Here is a 16,130-nt window from a genome sequence, read left to right as displayed (position 1 = left end):
TCATTATCCTAAAAATGTAATAATAAGTCAAGGCTTTTTTAGCAACGCCGGTTAAATCAGCACATATTTCGCGATAAAGATAACAGCCAGTATATACAGCAGCGGGCTGACACGGCTGGTATGACCGGTCAGCGTATTCACGATTACGTACGAAACAATGCCAAAGGAAATGCCCTCCGAGATGCTGTATGCAAAGGGCATGGCGATGATACACATGTAAGCAGGGATTGCTTCCGGCAGATTACCGAAATCAATCTGGGCAATGGAGGAAACCATCAGGAACCCTACCATGACCAGAGCCGGAGCTGTCGCAAACGCGGGGATCGCCATAAAGAAAGGAGCCAGGAACAGCGACAGGAAGAACAGCACAGCCGTGGTAACGGCTGTCAGTCCGGTACGCCCGCCTTCGCTGACACCGGAAGCGGATTCCACAAACGTCGTAACGGTACTGGTGCCCATCAGCGCGCCGGCCACCGTGCCCAGAGAGTCAGCCATTAAAGCGCCTTTAATGTTGGGCAGCGTGCCGTCTTTGCGCAGCATATTCGCTTTGGACGCAACACCCATCAGGGTACCGAGGGTATCAAAAAAGTCCACAAACAGGAAGGACATGACGATAACCAGGAAATCAACGGAAGCTACCTTACTGAAATCCAGTTTCAGGAATATGGGGGACGGATCCGCCGGCAGGAAAGAAGCCAGGCCTGCTGAAAAATCCGGCAGTACACTGAAGGCCCCCACTTTGGGATCCGGCACGTACAGACCGGTCACTTCACAGAGTATGCCCAGAATCCAGGTAGCCAGGATACCCCACAGAATACCGCCTTTCACGTCCCTCGCCAGCATGATGCCGGTGATGACGATACCGATCAACGCCAGCACTACAGTAATACCTACCGTATGGAAGGTTCCTCCCAGGACAGACTGTTTAAAGTTAAACAGGGCAATTTTGGTTGCCGGGTTGCCCACGATGATCTGCGCATTGAACAGGCCGATCAGGGCGATGAACAGACCGATGCCTACGGATACAGCCCGTTTCAGGCTGAGGGGAATGACATCAAATACCGCCTGCCGTATATTTGTCAGGGACAGGACAATAAAGATGATGCCTTCCACGCAGACGGCAGCCAGCGCCATCTCCCAGGAATAACCCATCTGTTTGACCACTGTAAAGGCAAAAAAGGCATTCAGACCCATGCCTGCGGATAACGCAAAGGGATAGTTGGCAAATGCGGCCATCAAAAGCGTTGCAAAACAGGAGGCCAGCGCCGTAACTGTCAGCAGCGCCCCCTTGTCCATACCAGTCACGCTCAGAATCGACGGGTTAACAGCCAGAATGTAAGCCATCGTCATAAACGTAGTAATACCGGCCATGATCTCTGTTTTTACCGTGGTGCCGTTTTCCCGCAGATGAAATAGCTTTTCCAATGTTCCGTCCTGCATAATGACCTCCTATTCCCGCAAAAGCAGTTCCACAAAAACAGAACGGCTGATTACTCCCAGAAGATGCCCTTCTTCCGCCACAAAAACACGCTTCACCTTATCGTCAAGCATAATCCGTCCAACGTTTTCAATCGTATCCTCGGGACTTACACAAATAGCGGGAGCCGTCATGGCGTCCTCTGCAGTTTGCGCATTCCAGCGGGCCAGCGCCTGCCGGTATTCCAGGACTTTATCGCTTGACGCAAGGGCCGCATGGTACAGTAAGGTCATGATTCCCGGTTCATGGGGTTTGACAATCTTATTGATCAGATCGTTTTCACTTACTACGCCCACGATTTCATTATACTTGGTAACCACAGGAATGGCTGAAATTTTATTGTCAATCATAAGACGGGCAACTTCCTTTACCGGTGTCTCCGGCAACACGGAAATAAGTTCGGTTTCCATTACGTCTTTTGCTAAAGTATTTGAGTCCATAAAAAAGAACCTCCTTTTAATATAAAAGACAGCATTGAAAGCAAAAAGATATGAATCGAAATCCTGGTTTATTATAACATTTTATAAAAATCCTGTGAACTGCATTTTTCAGTTATAAAGACAGTAATAAAATGGTATCGCAAGTCAATAAAAACGTTGCCTTTACCACCTTGCGACCTTCCTAATACAATTGCCATTTTTATATGAAAGAATTACAGGCGAATTGTAATTCAGCGCCTCGTAATAATTTTTGGCATCCAGTACAATAAAGCTGGCCGGTTTTCCTGGCTCAAGGCCATAACGGTCTTGCACATGCAGCGTTTTTGCCGCATTTGTCGTAATCAACCGGAAACTGTCCATGATATCCTGATACCCCATCATCTGGCACACATGCAGTCCCATGAACACCACATCCCGCAAATTGCCGTTACCCATCGGATACCAGGGATCGCAGATATCATCGTGACCGAAAGATACGTTGATACCTTCCGACAGCAGTTCTTTTACGCGGGTAATCCCCCGCCGTTTCGGATACGAGTCTGCCCTTCCCTGCAAATGCGTATTCACCAGCGGATTCGCCACAAAGTTGATGCGGCTCATTTTCAGCAGCCGCATCAGCCGCAACACATAGGCGTTGTTATACGAATGCATGGCGGTGGTATGGCTGGCCGTAACACGGTCATATAGTTCCAGCTCCAGGGCGCGGGCAGCCAGCGTTTCCAGCCCCCGTGAAGCCTCATCGTCAATTTCATCACAGTGTACATCCACCAATAGTCCATGTTCCTCAGCCAGCTGCAATGCGAAATTAAGGGATTCCACGCTGTATTCCCGGGTAAACTCAAAATGCGGAATGGCACCTACCGCATCGGCTCCCATGCGCACCGCGTCCTGCATCAGCTGTTTGCCGTTGGGATAACTGAGGATTCCCTCCTGAGGAAACGCCACTATCTGGATTTCCATTAAGTCCTTTAAGTCTTCCCTGAGTTCCAGCAACGTTTCCAAAGCCATAAGCGAAGGATCGGTCACGTCAACATGGGTGCGTATATACTGGACTCCGTGATCCGCGTACATGTGAACCGCACGGCTGACCCGCTCCCGTATATCTGTCTTATTCAGCCTGCTTTTCCGCTTCGCCCAGCATTCAATCCCTTCAAACAGGGTGCCTGACCGGTTCCAGACCGGATCGCCCGCAGTCAGGCAGGTATCCAGATGGACATGGGATTCGATAAACGGAGGCAATACCAGCCTCCCCTGCAGGTCCGTCACGTCTTCGCCCGCCTCCGGCCGCAACTTTGTTCCTATTTCCGCAAACAGTCCGGTTTTAACCCGAATATCCTGTAATGTTGTTTTGTTTTCAATACACGCATTGATAAATAGCATGGCAGTCTCCTGTTTTATCAAATCACCTCATCGTCCTGCGATCTTATCATACGCAAGGTAGCAAAAACATCCTGCAATCATAGCATTGATACTGGCAATGCCGGCATGTAAAAAATTCCCGGTCAATGCGCCGGCAATAACGCCTGCCACTGCGCCCCAGTGAACGCCCGGTGCCGCTTCCGCCCCTTCTTTGTAATGCTGCGGATGTCCAAAATAGTCAACGATGATAATAGCGCCTATCGGCGGCAGCGTTGCATTTAAAAAGCTGAGCCAGCTCACAAAGTTATTGTAAAGATAGATGGAAGCCAACGTACCAATCACGCCGCTTACAATTACCAAAGGGCGTTTACGGATCCCTGTTATATTCGAAAGACTGAGGCCCCCGCTGTACAGTGCGTTGTCATTCGTCGTCCAGATGTTAGCTCCCAGCACAATAAGGGCCGGAAACAGAAGCCCCTGGGCCATCATCACATAAAAAATATCGTCTTTACCGGTAAAGGCTCCGCCCACGGCGCCGAAAGCAAACATCAGCGAGTTACCAATCAGAAACGCAACAACCGTAGTGAACACGGCTGTTCTTTTATCTTTGGCAAAACGGGTAAAATTCGGCGTCGTCGTTCCGCCGCTGACAAAAGAACCCACCACCATCCCGATAGCGTTAAACACAGTGATACCGCCTACACTTCTGGCAAAAACCGCCGCAAGTCCGCCGCCATCATGAGTAGCCGTAATCATTGAGTAAGTACCCAGAACAAGAATCAATGGAACGGAAACCCAGCTGACAATTTCCATACCCCGAATACCAAAATACGCGGAAGCTGTCATACAGAAGCCTCCGACAGCAATCAGCAGCAACGGATTTACATGGAGCGCTTCGGCAGCAGGAAACGCAAACATGGCAACCCCCACGCCGAACCATCCGATCTGCGTAAGACTGATCAACAGGGACGGGAGGCGGGAACCGGTCACGCCAAAGGAACGCCGGGCCAGCAAGTCAAACGAAAGGCCGGTGCCGCAGCCGATATATCCTAAAACGCCAGTGTACACAGCAAGAATAATGCCACCGGAAAGGATAGAAAAAATAAATTCATAAAAATCCAGTCCGTTGCCCATCGTGGCGCCTACCGACATGCTGGCAGAAAAAAAAGTGAAGCCCAGCATGATAAAAAACATGGACCAAAAGGCTTTTCTGGCATATAACGGAACCGGTCCAAAGCTGTAATCCTTGTCTATATGTACCTGCTTATTTGATGACATGGCAAGCTTCCCCCTCAAATCCTCTTGTTTATCTCATCTTTTGCCTGTCTTGTGTTCTAATATTTTACCAATTTGCATTCATTATAACAAAACAGCCGTAAAAAAATCTACGGGTATAAGAAAAATTCGTAGTTATATACAAACGAGCATATACAATAATCCTGCTCCCCGTATTAAGAAAACATTGATTAAAAAAAGGAAACGCAGATTTCCCCACGTTTCCTCTTAATATCGTACGGATACAAATCAAATTTTAATCAGCCGTACCTTGCTGATGCCGTCCAGCCCCTGTAACAGACGGATGGTTTCCTTGCCCACTTCGCTGTCTACAGTAAGGAACATCATGGCCACGCCGTTCTGCTGGTTGCGGCTTACCTGCATGGTCGCAATATTGACCTTGGAAGCACCCAGCAGCGTTCCGATCTGACCGATCATACCAGGCTTATCTTCGTTGTTAACTGCCAGCATGAAAGCAGCAGGTTCTATGTCAAACTGATAGCCGTTGATATCTTTGATACGCACTTCCCCTTCCGGATTTACATTTCCGGCCGCCGTAAAAATGCCTTTCTTTGTATGCACTTTTACTTTCAGCAGATTCACAGGACTGTTTTCCTTGCTTTCCACAACTTCAACGCCGCGGCCTTCCGCTGTCAGCTCCGCATTGACATAATTGACACGTTCTTTCAGGACAGGCTCAAACAGTCCTTTCAGGAAGGCGCGGGTCACCATATCGGTTTCGATTTCCGCTAAAGCGCCGCTGTAGATCACTTCCACCTTTTCTACAGCGTCATGCTCCAGCTGGTAGTACAACTTGCCGAGGTCTTCGGCCAGGACCATGATTTTCTTCACTTCATCCAGTTCGCTGGCCTGCAGTGCCGGCAGATTTACCGCATTGGGCACCATTTCGCCCCGCAACGCGGCAATAACTTCTTCCGCAATGGCAATACCCACGTTATCCTGCGCTTCCTGGGTGTCAGCGCCCAGATGGGGGGTCAGCACGCACTGAGGCAGGTCAATCAGCGGGGAGATGGGCTTCGGTTCATCTACCAGCACATCGATACCGGCGCTGGCTACAATCCCTTCCCGAATTGCGCGGGCCAGATCCTGTTCATTGTACAGACCGCCCCGGGCGCAGTTTACGACGCGAACACCCTTTTTGCATTTCTGCCATTCTTTATAGGTGATCATGTTCATCGTTTCTTCGGTTTTCGGGGTATGGATGGAGATTACGTCGGACTCTTTCAGCAGTTCGTCCAGGGTCTCGCATTTTTTTACATTATATTTTTTGAAACGTGCATCCGCAATGTACGGATCGTACGCAATAACCTTCATACCGAAAGCCTGCATACGGGTAGTCAGCAGCCCGCCGATACGGCCCAGGCCGATAATACCCAGGGTCTTGCCCAGCAGTTCCATGCCTTTCAGCCCGTCCCGGTTCCAGACACGGCTTTCAATCATCTTATGGGCTTTTACCGTATTCCGGCAGGAGGCCAGCAGCAAGCCTACCGTATGCTCGCAGGCAGAAACGATATTGGATTCCGGTGTATTTACTACAATGATACCGCGTTTCGTAGCCCCTTCCATCTGGATGTTATCCACACCGTTGCCGGCGCGGCCTACCACCTTCAGGTTAGTGGCGTGTTCATAAAACTCTTCATTGATTTTCGTTACGCTGCGAACGATGATGGCATCGTATTCGGGAATGCGTTTCAGCAGTTCTTCCCGGGGCAGATTCATCTCCACATCGACCTGCAGATCTTTCTGCGCTTTTAACAGGGCAACGCCTTTGTCCGAAATTTTCTCCGTAACAATAATTTTTTTCATTTTCTTTTCCTCCTTTTCGTTTGCGGCGCATGGCAATCATATTGTGCCGCCGGTAAGGAACTGCCATGAAACAGTTCCGAAGGACCGAAGCAAAAGCAATTAAAAACTCCCGTCCCTTCGTAAGGACGGGAGTTCGTATTTTGTCGTATGAGCTCGCGTGGTGCCACCTTAGTTCACTGCAACCGTACATAAAAGCCGGTTCACCTGCATCTGCGCAGCCTCTTCCCTGCCTTCACTGTAACATATTACAGCCTCATTCCCGGGATATCGGCCGGAACCGGACAGGTTGCAACCCCTGCCTTCTCCAGAGCGGAATTCAATCTTCGACAGGACGGTTCGCACTGACCACCGTCTCTCTGGACAGTCTGGGATTTACTTTTCTCTTTCATAAAATTGCATTTTGCTTTTATAAATGAGATTATAGGCGTTTCATCGCAAAAAGTCAAATAGAAGTTTTGTAATATTTGAAACAAAAACAGCATCTGCCTGATGCTGTTTTGCTATTATTACTTCCCAGCCAAATCTTTCTGATTCAAAAGATCTGTCAGATAGTGTATGGTCTTCAGGGCAGCGCCGCGGTTCTCCCGGATGATATTGATGGAGGCTTCCCCCATTTTTTTACGCAGGTCATCATCCCCGGCAATTTCCAGAAAAGCTTCTGTCAGGCCGCCTGTATCAGATACCATGCGGCAGGCGCCTGCCTTACTTAACAGGGAATAGGAATCTTTAAAATCTTCCATGCTGGGACCTACAAGAATAGGTTTGGCATGGGCCGCCGGCTCCAGCACATTGTGACCACCGTAACGCACAAGGCTGCCGCCGACGAATACAATGTCCCCTACGGCATATATGCGCCCCAGTTCGCCAATGGTATCAAGCATGAGGACAGGAAACTCTGGCCGCTGCCCTTCCATCTCCTTCAGTTTGGAACGAAAGCCCATCTCATAACCGAATTTGGCATTCACCTTTTTGATTTCTTCAATCCGGTTCAGTTTACGGGGCGCAATGATCAGACGGGCATGGGGATATTTTTTGCGCACGGCCGCAAAGGCAGTCAGCACGGCTTCTTCTTCCGTACGGTGGGTGGAACCTGCCACAATGACCGGCCAGGCATCTTTTCCCAGTCCCAGTTCTTTTTTATAGGCTGCCATGTTCTCCGGGGAAACTTCTGCATAGGTCTGGTCAAATTTCGTATTGCCGGTCACAATGATCTTTTCAGGATCCGCGCCCAGCTGGGTAATATATTTGGCGTCAATGCTGGACTGCATACAGAAAAGGTTTATAGTATCCAGCATATCGCGAAGAAGACCGGACAGATACCGGTAACTTTTTGCGGATTTTTCCGAGATACGGCCATTCATCATCATCGCAGGGATATTCCGCTCCCGGATGGCGCGCAGAAAGTTAGGCCATAATTCCGTTTCTACCATTATAAAGATACCCGGACGGATGCGGCTTACCATGGATGACGCCACAAATGGAAGATCCAGCGGGAAATTGATGATGGCATCTGCCTCCGGCATAATCTGCCTGGCCATATCGTAACCGCCCACAGTAACGGCGGAAGCCAGCACTTTCCGTTCCGGCATCAGGTTTTTGATTTCTTTTACCAGAGGGCTGATGGCCACCATTTCACCTACCGAAGCACCATGAAGCCAAATGCAGTCAGTATCCGCCACAGGAGCGATTTCTTCTTGGCGAACCAGCCCCATGCTTTGCCGGAAACGGTTTCCGAATCCCTTTTCCTTGACCAGCCGGTACAGGAAGTAAGGCAGCACCAGGATGATAAATACTAACGTAACTAAAATATTGTAAAGAATATACATAGATGATGATTAACTCTCTTCCCTGTTATTTGGTACTGAAATCACTTGCTTTTCATTTTATCATGCTGTATTTTACTTTGCAACACGATAAACTAAAAAAGGGAGAAACGCATGTGCCACTTACCTCACATGGTTTTCTCCCCTTTGAGTTATTTAAATTAAAGCATAAAATAATGGAAATTGCAAGTGAAATAAGCAGGTGCTGATTCAATGATTGTGTACAATGACAGTGGGCTTTTTGCGACTATGACGACAATACATTCTAAATCGCGCTACTTTCCTGCCAGATATTCTATTGCCAGCAAATATCCCTGCAGTCCCAGGCCGCAGATCTGACCGGTACAGCCTGCCGTGGTCACACAACGGTGACGGAATTCTTCCCGCTGGTGGATGTTGCTGATGTGCACTTCCACTGCAGGTATATTCACAGACTTCAACGCATCCAAAACCGCCACACTGTAATGGGTGTAAGCACCGGGGTTGATTACAATACCATCCACTTTCCCATAACATTCCTGGATCCAGTCAACCATCTTTCCTTCAGAGTTAGTTTGCCTGATCTCCACTTCGATTTGGAGCGCATCCGCTTTTTCCCGGATCATTTTGCAAAGATCCTGATAGGTCAGCGTTCCATATACATTCTTTTCACGGATACCCAGCATATTAATGTTAGGTCCGTTCAGCACTATAATTTTCTTCATCTTTGTACTACTCCTTCAAACTTCTCAGTCAGTCACAAAAAGCACCGGTCAGCGTGCATACAAATTATTCAGTATTTCCTTAAGTGTGTCCCGGCAGGGTTATTCCGCCAGATCATCAATTAAACTAATTCATACTGCTTTTTCTTTACGGCTTCTGTCAATTGCAGCAGTACATCCTTCATGCTGCCTTTATTCCTCACAGTTACATCTGCCGCAGCACGGTACAGCGCTTCCCGCTGTGCATATAACTCATAGACACGCTGCCGGCCTTCCGTCAGCAACGGACGCGTTTCCGTATCCACATCGCCCACGATATCCCCGGGAGAACGGTCTAAAAAAATGATTACTCCGTTTTCTTTTAAGCAGGCTATATTCTCCTGTCGCAGTACTACGCCGCCGCCCATAGCCAGCACTTTACCCTGCAACTTTGCCAGACGTTTGGTGGTTTCGGTCTCCTGATTACGGAAACAGTCTTCACTTACAGCAAACAGCTCCGGTATCGTTTTCCCGGCATCTTTTTCAATTTCCGAATCGGCATCGATAAAATCCCTGTTCAGTATTTCCGCCAGATAACGTCCCAGCGTACTTTTCCCACTGCCGGGCATGCCAATCAGCACAATGTTTTTCATAATAGTTTCCTGACTTTTTCTGTTACATCTGCAATAATTCCAACGTTTAGTTTACGCTCCAGCCAAATCTCATCGGCCGCCACCGCCTGAGCCACCAGCATAAACAGACCGTTCACCGCCGGTTTCCCCTGCAACCGCGCCAATTTCATAAACTGCGTTTCCGCCGGATTATATACAATATCCACTGCCGCCGCAAAATGTTCCATTACCGCGCCGTTTACCGGTGAAGCATCTGTTTTCGGGAACATCCCCACCGGTGTGCAGTTGATCAGCAAATCGCCGTCCATTGTTTTTAAATCTTCATACGTTTTGACAAGATAATGCGACCGGATATCCTCCGGTGCGGTTTCGATTGCCCTGGAAATGACCGTGATCGTGTCCGCCTTCATATCCTTCACACATTGCATAACCGCCCGGCTGGCCCCGCCGGTACCCAGAATGCAGACTTTCTTACCTTCCGGGACCAGCCCATTGTGTTCCAGCAGGCGGGCAAAGCCGAAATAGTCTGTATTAAAGCCTTCTGCCCTTCCATCTTTAAAGGAAATCGTATTTACCGCCCCGATGGCTTCCGCTTCCGCTGCAATCCGGTCAAGACTTCCCATTACTGCCACTTTATGAGGTATCGTCACATTCAGGCCCCGGTGTGTGTGCCGCAGTTCCACGACTTTTTCCGCCAGCCGTTCCGCAGAAACTTCAACCAGTTCATAGCTGGCAGAAAGACCAAGCTGCCGGAACACTTCCTGATGAATCTGAGGCGACAGGCTGTGCCCCAGTTTCTCGCCTAACAATCCAAATTTCATGTTCATCCTCTTTTTCCTGTTTCCAACTGAAACGTTGTTCAGCCTTCCCGTAAGGCAATATCTTTAATATAACACTTATTTTGCTTTATCTCCGTCTGCCACATAGTTGCCTAAAATCTTGCAGTAGGCACTGTATTCCGCCACATCCTGCAGCCCCCTCCGCACGTTGGGATCCTCTAAATTTCCTGTCAGGTCAATATGGAAAAAATATTCCCAGGAACGTCCTTCCATAGGCCGTGACTCCAGGTTCAGCATGTTCAGGCCGCCTTTATAGAAATGCTGCAGCACCTTGTACAGAGAACCCGGTTCATGCTGTGTTGCGATAACTACCGTAATTTTATCCGCATCCGGCCGGTGTTCCGGCTGGTCAGCAATAATAATGAACCGGGTGTGGTTAGCGGTATTGAAGTTAATGTTCTCCGCCAGGATTTCCAGACCGTATAATTTGGCTGCCTGGCGGGATGCTACCGCACCTTTGCACAGATCTTTACTTTCACTGACCATCTGGGCGCTGCGCGCCGTATTAAAAAAGGGAATCAGTTCAATTTCAGGATGCTTCTTAAAGAATTCACGGCTCTGTTCCAGCCCCTGGGGATGGGAATAAACCTGTTTAAGGTCCTCTATTTTAGTACCGGGAAGTCCCAGCAGGTTCTGATCCACTTTAATGATTTTTTCCCCAACGATATGGCAGTCATACTTCCGCACCAGATCGTATACCTCAGTAATGCCACCGGTAGACGAGTTTTCAATCGGAAGTACGCCGTATTTGATTTCATGGTTCTTGACTGCAACTACGACATCTTCAAAATGGACAAAATTCATTTCCACTTTAGCCACATCAGAAAAATAATCTTCCAACGCCTGATGACTGAATGAACCTTTCACTCCCTGGTATCCTACGCGGATTGGATCTGCGCTTTGTTTTTTCTTTTTAATATTGGCCGCCAGGATGTCAATCTGCAGATTACGGCTGGTTTCCATGATTTTTTCCATAATCTGTTTTATATGCGGCGCATACGCGGGATTCTTCAACAGCCCCACTACTTTAGCGATCACCTGATCTTCCCGCTCCCGATCCAGCACCTGCATATTACGGTTATCCTTGTAAGCCGCTACCCGTTGCACCACGTCCATCCGCTTTTCCAGTGTATCTGTCAGGATTGCGTCCAGCCTGTCGATCTCCTGCCGCAATTTTTCTAATTCCGGTTCTGCCACGTTCTTACATCCTTTCCTCTTGATTTATCCTCTGTAAGCATATCCAGCAATACCCATGCTGTAACCGCCTCGACTACAGGAATCGCCCTTGGTACAATACATGGATCATGCCGTCCCTGTATCTCCAGTACCGTATCTGTACCTTCCGCTACATTCACCGTATGCTGCGGCTTTCCAATAGACGGTGTCGGTTTGATTGCTACCCGGAACAGTACCGGCATCCCATTGGTAATGCCCCCCGTAATTCCTCCGTTATTGTTTCGGGTCGTCCTGACCCTGTCTCCGTCAAAAGTCATAGGGTCATTGGCTTCACTGCCTCGTAACGCAGCCACAGAAAAGCCTGCACCGAACTCAATGCCTTTTACCGCCGGCACAGAGAACAGTGCATGGCTCAGGCAGCTCTCCAGGGAATCAAAAAACGGGTCACCGACACCTGCGGGCATACCAATTGCCATGACCTCAATGATACCCCCTACGCTGTCCATCTGTTCCCGGGCATCCATAATTTCTGTTTCCATCAAAGATACCCTGCTTTCCTCCAGCACAGGCAGGGTATGCTTACGCAATTCCTGCAAACGTTCTGCCGGTTCCCCCAACGGATTGAACAGACGGTCCGTTACCCGGCCTATACGGGCAACATGCGAACCTACAATAATCCCCTGTTGCGCCAGTACACTCTTTGCTACAGCACCGGTAAATACCAGAGGTGCTGTCAGCCTGCCGGAAAAATGACCACCGCCCCGGTAATCGTTAAAGCTTTTGTATTTAATCTTTCCTGCATAATCTGCATGGCCGGGCCGCATCACATCCTTCAGCAGACTATAGTCTTTGGAATGTTGATCATTATTAGGTATAAGAACACAAAGCGGAGTTCCCGTTGCCTTTCCTTCAAATATCCCGCTTTCAATAATAAAAGTATCCGTTTCCTGGCGTTGGGTACTCATTTTGTTCTTCCCGGGAGCGCGCCTCGCCATCTCTTCTTTAACAAATGTCTCGTCTATCACGGTTCCCGGCGGCAATCCGTCCAGGACCAGACCGATTCCCCTTCCGTGTGACTCACCGAATATCGTCATACGCAAACTGCGTCCAAATGTTGCGCCCATTTGCTTCACCTCAAACAAAAAGCTTAATCTCACAACTTTATTTACTATTATCTCATGCAGCTTTCAGCATTTCAATCGATTCTTTCTGCCTTGCCGCCGACAGATGCGTAATCATTCCAGAATTCCGGATAGGATTTACTTACACTTTCACCACCTGTCAGGGTAATCGGTTCTTTGCATACCAGCGCAACCACAGCCATGCTCATGGCAATCCGGTGGTCGTTCCAGGCATCCACAGAAGCGCCGCCGGGAAGACCGTCCGGCTTTCCTTTTATTAACAGTCCTTCCGGCTCTTCCGTGATCTCTGCTCCCAGCTTCATCAACTCTGAATGCATGGCCGCCAGCCGGTCGCATTCTTTGATCCGCAGCCGTCCCGCGTTGATAATATGGGTCGTCCCTTCTGCTACTGCCGCTGCCACCGAGAGGACCGGCACCAGATCCGGACAGTCCGCCGCATCAATTACGCATCCATTCAGGCGGGACCGGGTTACCGTAAAACAATCATTTTGTACAGTAATCTTAGCACCCATACTGCGTAAAATTTTCAGAACCGCCTTATCCCCCTGTAAAGAAGCTTCACTTAAACCGCAGCAGCATAATCCTTCCCGGCAGCCAATGGCTCCGGCCACCAGCCAGAACGCCGCCTGAGACCAGTCCCCTTCTACAAGTACCCGGCTTACCGGTGTCTGATACTGCTGATTGCCGGGAATTATATAATGCAGATCATCTGTCTGTATGATATTTATACCAAACTGCCGCAGGCTGCTCAGGGTCAGCTCAATGTAACTGGCAGATTCCAGCGGCGGCAAAATTTCCAACGTGGAATCGCCTTCCAGCAACGGTAATGCAAATAACAGCCCGGAAACAAACTGGGAACTTATATCTCCCGGCACCACATAGGTTCCCGGTCTCAGTCTGCCGGCTACCGTCAGCGGAAGATTCCCATTTTCAGCTGTACGGTAACGCAGTTCCTGTTTGTCAAAAATATCGTAATAAGGCTGCAGGGGACGGGAAACCAATTTTCCGTGTCCTTCAAACGAAAACGGTACATTGCACAGGGCACCTAACGGAATAAAAAAGCGCAGGGTGGAACCGGACTCCCCACAATCGGCAGTAACAGGCTCCGAAGGGAATTTATGATTCCAACTGTACTGAAACGCTGTCCGACCCCTGTACCGCGATGACACGTTTTTCACAGTAACGCCCAGCCCCGTCAGACAACGGTTCGTTGCCTCAATGTCTTTGGATATGGCAATATTATCCACGGTACAACCGTTACCGGAAAGACCTGCGCAGATACACATACGGTGACCCATGCTCTTGGATGACGGGACAAGCACGCTGCCATGGATGAATGCTTGCGAAATCCGATTTATCGTCATGACTGAACTCCTTGTAAATCAACTACTTTTCCGGGATATAACGTTTCAGTTCGCCAAACTCCACTTTCTGTAAAACGCTTTCCCCTATCTTTTTGAGCAGGATCAGCGTAATGCTTGAACCCCGCTTCTTTTTATCAAGAGAAATGGCCTGCAGGAAATCTTCCTGCCGCATAGCAACAGTAACCGGAAGCTGAAACTTGTGCAACAGCCCGGCAATTTTGTCAGCTGTCCCCGGTTCTGTAAAACCCAGCTTTTCAGACTGCCGTGTTAACAGCACCATACCGATCCCCACGCCTTCCCCGTGACTGTACCGGTCAAAACAGAAAGATTTTTCCACTGCATGTCCCAGGGTATGTCCGAAATTCAGCAGCATCCGTTCTCCCGTATCAAACTCATCCTGTTCCACAATACGGGCTTTGATATTGCAGCATATTTCTATTATTATATCTGCATTCTCCAGCAGCTCTGTGTCATTTTGGATCTTTTCCAGCATCTGAAACAATTCTTTATCCCGGATACAGCCGTATTTGACCACTTCCGCCAGCCCGTCATGCAGATAGCGTACAGGCAATGTCTGTAGTAAATCCGGATCGATATAAACCGCCCTGGGCTGGTAAAACGCGCCTACCAGATTTTTCCCACTTGGGAGATCAATGGCTACCTTGCCGCCCACACTGCTGTCTACTGTCGCAAGGAGCGAAGTCGGAATCTGGATAAACGCAACGCCCCGTAAAAAGGTTGCCGCTGCCAGCCCGCCCATATCGCCGGTCACTCCGCCTCCCAGTGCAATCACCGCATCGCTGCGGGTCAGTCCGGCTTCCGCCAGCCCGTCATACAGATTTCCCAACGTCTTCAGGTTTTTTCTTTCTTCCCCTGCTTTAAAGGTAAGTACCGTAACTGTAAAACCTTCTTTTGCCAAAGCGTCCCGTAAAATAGAAGCATACAGCGGTCCTACGTTACTATCTGTAATAACTGCGATTTTTTCCACTTTGGGCAAAAGTCTCCTGACTTTGCTGCCAACATGATATAACAGTCCTTTTTCAATTTCTATATCATAACTTTTAGGACCCAGGTCCACATGAACATTCCGCATGGTTTTCCTCAACTTATTCCTGTCACATCTGTTAAGGATACGCTGATTAAATGAGCTTGTGCAACGCCTGTTGCATACGAATGAATCAGCGTTTCCTTACTTCACAACATACTTCATGGACTGCTGTTTAATATAGCATCCGTCTCCTCGGCCCGGCTTCCCGCATAATCGCCTTCAACGCATCCCTGTCATTTTCTGCAATGGCCTTCTTCCAGCGTTCCAGCTGTTTCTGGTAATTCTCAATTTCCGCAATTACATTATCCCGGTTGGAAAGAAACAGGTCGCTCCACAGTTCCGGATTGATATCAGCCACGCGGGTAGCATCCCGGAAACCGCCAGCTATAAAATATTGCGTGTTTTCATTATAGGACGCACTGTTTACCAATGCCACTGCCGTAATATGGGGAAGGTCGCTGGTATAGGCGATGATTTTATCATGCTCTTCCATAGAAACCGTAACGGAACGGGCACAGCCCAGCGCCGCAGCAAAACCTTCCAGCCAACAGACAGCTTCTGCTGAATTCTTCTCTGTAGGCACAATAATATAATTGGAGTTATTGAATATCGCTGCATCCGACATACCCAGGCCGCTGCCCTGCCGCCCGGCCATAGGATGGCCGGATATAAACTCGCAGCCTGCCGGCAGCAGTTCCTGAATCTCGAGAGGCATCAATCCTTTGACCCCGGTAGCATCCGTCATCAGCATGCCTTCCGAAAAGTTCTGCACATTGTTTCGCACAAAATCAACAATAGCTTCCGGATAGACGCTGCAAATAATTACATCAGCCTCTTTCAGGTTGCTGCCGTCCTCCTCTACTACTTCATCGATCATATTGGCATTCAGACAGGCCCGGGCAATTCCGTGACTGATATCCATGCCCAGAATCTTCCTTACCTTTAAATTGCGAAGCGCTTTTGCATAAGAACCGCCGATCAGCCCCAGACCGATGATGGCAAAGGTTAACTCCCGTATTGGCTTTTCCTGATATTGTTTCGACATGAC

Annotated in this window: 14 protein-coding genes; all 14 read right to left on the bottom strand. The window is 48.9% G+C overall.

The genetic code is table 11. The features are described from left to right. Window positions 1–51: 51 nt before the first annotated feature. The 14 genes from ACZOWY_RS00205 to ACZOWY_RS00140 all read right to left on the bottom strand — a co-directional run bounded on the left by ACZOWY_RS00205 (window position 52) and on the right by ACZOWY_RS00140 (window position 16,127). Complete coding sequence (locus ACZOWY_RS00205) at window positions 52–1,440, bottom strand: NCS2 family permease (RefSeq protein ID WP_093912373.1); 1,389 nt, start codon at window positions 1,438–1,440, stop codon at window positions 52–54. A 9-nt stretch (window positions 1,441–1,449) separates the two neighbouring features. Further along, the gene (locus ACZOWY_RS00200) at window positions 1,450–1,917 is read right to left on the bottom strand and encodes a CBS domain-containing protein (RefSeq protein WP_484391356.1); all 468 of its coding nucleotides are present in this window, start codon (window positions 1,915–1,917) and stop codon (window positions 1,450–1,452) included. A 162-nt stretch (window positions 1,918–2,079) separates the two neighbouring features. Then, window positions 2,080–3,297: a cytosine deaminase gene (gene codA / locus ACZOWY_RS00195; RefSeq protein WP_484391355.1), complete on the bottom strand. Its 1,218-nt coding sequence runs from the start codon at window positions 3,295–3,297 to the stop codon at window positions 2,080–2,082. 27 nt (window positions 3,298–3,324) lie between these two features. Beyond that, a complete protein-coding gene (gene codB, locus ACZOWY_RS00190; RefSeq protein ID WP_484391354.1) occupies window positions 3,325–4,554 on the bottom strand; it encodes a cytosine permease in 1,230 nt (409 codons plus the stop codon). 246 nt (window positions 4,555–4,800) lie between these two features. Continuing rightward, window positions 4,801–6,378 carry a phosphoglycerate dehydrogenase gene (gene serA / locus ACZOWY_RS00185; RefSeq protein WP_484391353.1) on the bottom strand — a complete coding sequence of 526 codons (1,578 nt, stop codon included), beginning with the start codon at window positions 6,376–6,378 and terminating at the stop codon, window positions 4,801–4,803. Window positions 6,379–6,884: 506 nt separating this feature from the next. After that, window positions 6,885–8,204, bottom strand: a complete 1,320-nt coding sequence (locus ACZOWY_RS00180; RefSeq protein WP_484391352.1) for a 3-deoxy-D-manno-octulosonic acid transferase — start codon at window positions 8,202–8,204, stop codon at window positions 6,885–6,887. A gap of 272 nt (window positions 8,205–8,476) precedes the next feature. Beyond that, complete coding sequence (gene aroQ / locus ACZOWY_RS00175; RefSeq protein ID WP_484391351.1) at window positions 8,477–8,905, bottom strand: type II 3-dehydroquinate dehydratase; 429 nt, start codon at window positions 8,903–8,905, stop codon at window positions 8,477–8,479. Window positions 8,906–9,024: 119 nt separating this feature from the next. Next, window positions 9,025–9,534 carry a shikimate kinase gene (locus tag ACZOWY_RS00170; RefSeq protein ID WP_484391350.1) on the bottom strand — a complete coding sequence of 170 codons (510 nt, stop codon included), beginning with the start codon at window positions 9,532–9,534 and terminating at the stop codon, window positions 9,025–9,027. Continuing rightward, window positions 9,531–10,334, bottom strand: coding sequence for a shikimate dehydrogenase family protein (locus ACZOWY_RS00165; RefSeq protein ID WP_484391349.1), 804 nt, complete (start codon window positions 10,332–10,334; stop codon window positions 9,531–9,533). The genes ACZOWY_RS00170 and ACZOWY_RS00165 overlap by 4 nt, the downstream gene beginning before the upstream one ends. Before the next feature lie 75 nt (window positions 10,335–10,409). Beyond that, a complete protein-coding gene (locus tag ACZOWY_RS00160) occupies window positions 10,410–11,549 on the bottom strand; it encodes a bifunctional chorismate mutase/prephenate dehydratase (protein ID WP_484391348.1) in 1,140 nt (379 codons plus the stop codon). After that, window positions 11,531–12,652 (bottom strand): chorismate synthase, encoded by a 1,122-nt coding sequence (gene aroC / locus ACZOWY_RS00155; protein WP_484391347.1) that lies wholly within the window; start codon window positions 12,650–12,652, stop codon window positions 11,531–11,533. Before aroC ends, ACZOWY_RS00160 begins: the two co-directional genes overlap by 19 nt. 71 nt (window positions 12,653–12,723) lie before the next feature. Beyond that, window positions 12,724–14,034 (bottom strand): 3-phosphoshikimate 1-carboxyvinyltransferase, encoded by a 1,311-nt coding sequence (gene aroA, locus ACZOWY_RS00150; protein ID WP_484391346.1) that lies wholly within the window; start codon window positions 14,032–14,034, stop codon window positions 12,724–12,726. A gap of 22 nt (window positions 14,035–14,056) precedes the next feature. Then, window positions 14,057–15,127, bottom strand: a complete 1,071-nt coding sequence (aroB, locus tag ACZOWY_RS00145) for a 3-dehydroquinate synthase (protein ID WP_484391345.1) — start codon at window positions 15,125–15,127, stop codon at window positions 14,057–14,059. A gap of 127 nt (window positions 15,128–15,254) precedes the next feature. Continuing rightward, complete coding sequence (locus tag ACZOWY_RS00140) at window positions 15,255–16,127, bottom strand: prephenate dehydrogenase (protein ID WP_484391344.1); 873 nt, start codon at window positions 16,125–16,127, stop codon at window positions 15,255–15,257. Window positions 16,128–16,130 lie beyond the last annotated feature (3 nt).

Source organism: Succiniclasticum sp. (assembly GCF_056977735.1).
This window is presented reverse-complemented; position numbering and strand designations above follow the sequence as displayed.